Here is a 4,230-nt window from a genome sequence, read left to right as displayed (position 1 = left end):
TCCTCCGTTTCCTAATCTTAACGGTGGGCCCATTCAAATGGGGAGGCTCACTTCCTTTACGAAGTCGCTAAGTTATTGATTTTGAATCAAGTGGAAACCGGAACGCGCACCGCTCTTACCTTTTAGGGATAAAAGCGGCAACATTTTCTGGGCCAAGCGCCACAATGGCGTTTTCCAAGTCCGAAACGTTTTCTCTCAGAAAGCTTTCTTCGCTTTGACCAGGTGCACGATAGAGCGGATTCACGGCCAGCAATTCAGAACTCGATTGCCGGTGTAGCGATCGCTGTCTCGCTCGTGCCACCACTAGCTTCTGCCTGATTGCAGCGGCCACTATTCGGACTATTACCGTTTTTATCTATACCTTGCCCAACGAATAGATTTCCAAAGCCAAACCCAATTAAAAACACCGAGCCAGTCGCCATCAGCCTTTAAACGCCGCCTGTATTAAAAGCCCTTCTCGATTTCATCATGGGGAATTGGTCTGGACAGCGGATCTCATATGTCAAAACGGCTCAGGTCAGTTTTTTAGATGCTAAGATAGCCCTCAACGAGTTGGTGTTACATCCACTGCAAACGGGGCCGATTGATCACGCATTGGAATCTTCAAAGGTGCCGACAGCGCATCGAAATCAAATTTTTTGAAGTCAACACTGCGTAAGTTGGGGTTCATGCTTGTATAATAATAAGCTTTCAAATTTTGGAGATCATAAGACACGGTGTACTGCGTCCCCCCGTACTTCAGAACCTCCAGTTCAGCAGGATTCAACTTTTGGTCAGTCGCCTCCATGGGAAGCTGGAAGTTGGCAAGGATGCGGATAGCCTCGTGTACCGTGTCTTCTCCTCCATCGGTTGGACGAGACGTCTGAGTCCAGGCCAGTGCGCGGATAAAACGTGATGGTGGCGTGAAGTCTCCGGGTAAGCCCAGCATCCCGGTTCCATACCCGATTGGCGCAAGATCAATCCCGTCGACTTTAACCGAAGGCCAAGCGACGGATCGCATGTTGATGTAATTCCGCGCATTGTTGATGTGCCAGTCATACGGTGGTGAGTTGGTCAGCACGCCTAACGTCTTATCATAGATTGTCATTTCGCCGCCGACAAACTCAACAATGATCTGATTGCCGCTTTTATCGGTTACTGAGAAGTGCACTGGCGCCGGGCCGCCAAGCTCTGGCGTTACAACAGGCACCACGCGAATTTTTTCCACCGCCTGCTTAACTTCGGCCACAGAAGCGAATTGGCCTAGCATGAAGCCAGCAAAATCGACGGGGGCCAGCGAGATCCCTGCTTTATCCGGATCGTATTCTTGATACTCTGCGAACCCTGGCAAATACAGCAACGAAACGTTCAAACCTTCAGAGTTGATCCCATCGCCAAAAAGCATCTGGCCAAGCATCGTCACACCCGCCACGTCATACTTTGAAACCCATTTGGCACCGTCCTGTCCATCTGGCATTTTCATTGCCGAGGCCTCAGTTCCGGCAGGAACAAATGTCATCATGGGAGACAGATCAAAAGTACCCCATTCCATTGTCCGGGAGGCAACTACCGTACCATCAGCTCCTGTGAGTGTGATAAACGTGCAAGCGCTTGCAATATTGGCGCCAAAACTGACAAACCCAGCAACAGCTATACCACAAAATCTTTGCAAAAAACTCATTTGAACTACCTTGCTTTGCATACCCAAAGCAGCTGACCTGTTACCAATCAAGCGCACCTTTTTGGGTGCCGCATGAACCCTTTGTGCGGGCCGAACGCAGCGCCTTTGCGAACTTAGAACTTAGCGCTAAGTACGATTTCGTCGATAGCATCGACCAAGAATGGGCGTTTTCCCTTGACTGCTTTGGGCTCAAAGCAGCCGGTCAGCCCGAATGTGCCAACGACAGCTTTCGACAGTTGAATGTCGGCGCTTTGGGTCAACCCGGTGAAAAAGCCAGATCATCTCGAAGTTTGCAATGTCTGTTTTAGGAGCGGGTTTCAGTATCGACGCGCTGCGTCGCCGCAGGTCTGCTGTGAGCCCAAACCGGTCCCACAGACCAACTATAATTGAAACTCGCCGTGCTACTTCGCTGAACCGTAGCAGCAAATAATGTCTACTCCACCACCCACTGCTGGTGTACTGATTAAGGGCGAGATCAAATAGGGGGACATTTCGTGGAACAGATTATTGCGCAATTGATTGGCGGGGCAATTGGCGGTAGCGCCGGAGGCAAAGCCGTAGCGAACAGCAACATGGGTGGCTTGGGAAACCTTATTACTGGTGCTGTTGGTGGTGTTGCGGGCGGACAAGTTCTTGGCGGATTGCTTGGTGCGGCCGGTGGGGATGCCGCCGCTGGGGTGGATATTGGAGCCGTGGTCGGCAACCTAGTTGGCGGCGGTGTCGCCGGCATGATTGCTCAAATAGTTGTCGGAGTAATCGTCAAGAAAATGCGCGGCTAAAAAGGTTTGTTTCAATCGAATAGACGCGATTTTGTCGCAGGGAAACCGATTAGGTTCCCCTGCTGCACAAATCGATAAACGCCTTATCCCTTACCCAGTACCTACTTTTTACGCGCCAAATTCGTCTGCGGATCAAATCAGTACGGCAATCCAAACCTTCCTAGTGGTGTTCGTGATTTAAAAGCATGGCATTAGGTAATGATTGGCAACTTGTCTGCTTCGAGCCCAACTACGAGAGTGCTGCAGGCTGAGTGAAGGGTTGAAAATACAGGACTTTCGACTGCCGTTGGACGTTCATCGAGAACCATACTGATCACAACCACTGGTTCAGTTCTTCAGTGAAGTCCCCAATATCGCCGATGACATCTCGGACCCAATCTGGGTGGTAGTAGGTATCCATGTAGCGATCGCCACCATCACACATGATCGATACGATTGAGCCTTCTCTGCCCTGCTTCATCATCTCCTTAGCAACGCTCAAGGCCCCCCAGAGATTGGTCCCGGTCGATGCGCCAGCTCTGCGACCAATTAGTCTCTCTAACCACAGAACTGTTGCGACACTTGCCGCATCGGGCACTTTGATCATTGAATCGATGACATCAGGCTGAAACGATTTTTCAACTCTTGGCCGTCCGATCCCTTCGATCCGACTTGATGAACAGTTTTGGAGATCCGAGTTCTTCTGAACAAAGCTGTCGTAAAAAACAGAGTTCTCAGGGTCTACGACAACCAAATTTGTATCATAACCTCTGTATCGAATGTAGCGGCCAAGGGTCGCTGAAGTCCCTCCCGTTCCTGCGCTCATTACCAGCGTTTGAGGTATGGGATGGGGTTCATTTTGCATCTGCAGAAAAATGCTTTCCGCGATGTTGTTGTTGCCGCGCCAATCCGTTGCACGTTCTGCGTACATGAATTGATCCATGAAGTATCCGCCTGTGTGCTCAGCTAGGGAAACAGCTGCGTCGTGCATTTGCGGTGCGCTATCGACGAAGTGACATTGGCCTCCAAATAAGGTGATTTTGTCGATTTTACTCTTGGCTGTGCTGCGCGGCATGACAGCAACAAAAGGCAGGCCGAGCATACGAGCGAAGTAGGCCTCTGAAACTGCAGTGCTTCCGGAGGAAGCCTCTATGATGGTGGTCGTGTAATCAAGTTTTCCATTGCATAAGGCATATAAAAACAATGAGCGCGCGAGGCGATGCTTCAGGCTCCCGGTGGGATGCGTACTTTCATCCTTAAGATATATGTCAACATCCTGGAGTTTCGGGATGTCCAGCTTGAATAGATGCGTATCTGCAGAGCGCTGATAATCGGCTTCGATCTTCCTGATTGCTTCTGAAACCCATCCGCTCATTCCGTCTCTTCGCCCTCTGCATTGAATGACAACAACCGTATCAGTTCGCTTTCTAAACTCCAATCGAACCGCAACATAGGCGGATTCGGTCCAAGGCATTACATAAAACCTGTACTACGAGCCTTTGCTGATGTTGCAAACATCGGCTCAGTTCGCGGAGTAGATGTTCAGACAACAACCCAGCGCCGCGCAGCAGTGAGCAGCCCTATCTGACGGGTCCAACGTGATTGTTAGTGCATGATCGGCCTGTGTTCCATCGGGATGATGGTTTCTGGTGCCGGAGGGCGATAACCCAGTGCACTGTGTGGTCGTTTGGTGTTGTAGTGCTTCCTCCATTCTTCGATGATGATCTGCGCTTCTCTGAGCGAGTAGAAGATTTCCCCGTTCAACAGCTCGTCCCTCATGCGACCGTTGAAGCTTTCACAAAATCCGTTCTC

Annotated in this window: 5 protein-coding genes; 1 reads left to right on the top strand and 4 read right to left on the bottom strand. The window is 50.5% G+C overall.

All coding sequences use genetic code 11. From position 1 onward, the window contains the following. Window positions 1-544 precede the first annotated feature (544 nt). Window positions 545-1,681: a linear amide C-N hydrolase gene (locus RUA4292_RS08765; RefSeq protein ID WP_082637054.1), complete on the bottom strand. Its 1,137-nt coding sequence runs from the start codon at window positions 1,679-1,681 to the stop codon at window positions 545-547. A gap of 92 nt (window positions 1,682-1,773) precedes the next feature. Further along, window positions 1,774-1,920, bottom strand: coding sequence for a hypothetical protein (locus tag RUA4292_RS24755; protein ID WP_158506991.1), 147 nt, complete (start codon window positions 1,918-1,920; stop codon window positions 1,774-1,776). Between the two features lie 234 nt (window positions 1,921-2,154). Here RUA4292_RS24755 and RUA4292_RS08760 point away from each other — a divergent pair, with 234 nt between their 5' ends. After that, window positions 2,155-2,439 carry a hypothetical protein gene (locus tag RUA4292_RS08760; RefSeq protein WP_058277266.1) on the top strand — a complete coding sequence of 95 codons (285 nt, stop codon included), beginning with the start codon at window positions 2,155-2,157 and terminating at the stop codon, window positions 2,437-2,439. Between the two features lie 313 nt (window positions 2,440-2,752). Here the strand turns inward: RUA4292_RS08760 and RUA4292_RS08755 are convergent, their stop codons facing one another. Continuing rightward, window positions 2,753-3,793: a PLP-dependent cysteine synthase family protein gene (locus tag RUA4292_RS08755; RefSeq protein ID WP_058277265.1), complete on the bottom strand. Its 1,041-nt coding sequence runs from the start codon at window positions 3,791-3,793 to the stop codon at window positions 2,753-2,755. Between the two features lie 230 nt (window positions 3,794-4,023). Continuing rightward, on the bottom strand, window positions 4,024-4,230 hold a 207-nt coding region (locus RUA4292_RS08750), incomplete at its 5' end, for an integrase core domain-containing protein (RefSeq protein ID WP_145974787.1).

Source organism: Ruegeria atlantica, assembly GCF_001458195.1.
Taxonomy (GTDB): Bacteria; Pseudomonadota; Alphaproteobacteria; order Rhodobacterales; family Rhodobacteraceae; genus Ruegeria; species Ruegeria atlantica.
Note: the sequence above shows the minus strand (reverse complement) of the source record. Positions and strands in the feature narration are given on the sequence as shown.

Excerpts from the sequence above, each read along its gene's own strand:
- RUA4292_RS08765 (WP_082637054.1), bottom strand. The coding sequence starts at position 1,681 with ATGCAAAGCAAGGTAGTTCAAATGAGTTTTTTGCAAAGATTTTGTGGT.
- RUA4292_RS08755 (WP_058277265.1), bottom strand. The coding sequence starts at position 3,793 with ATGAGCGGATGGGTTTCAGAAGCAATCAGGAAGATCGAAGCCGATTAT.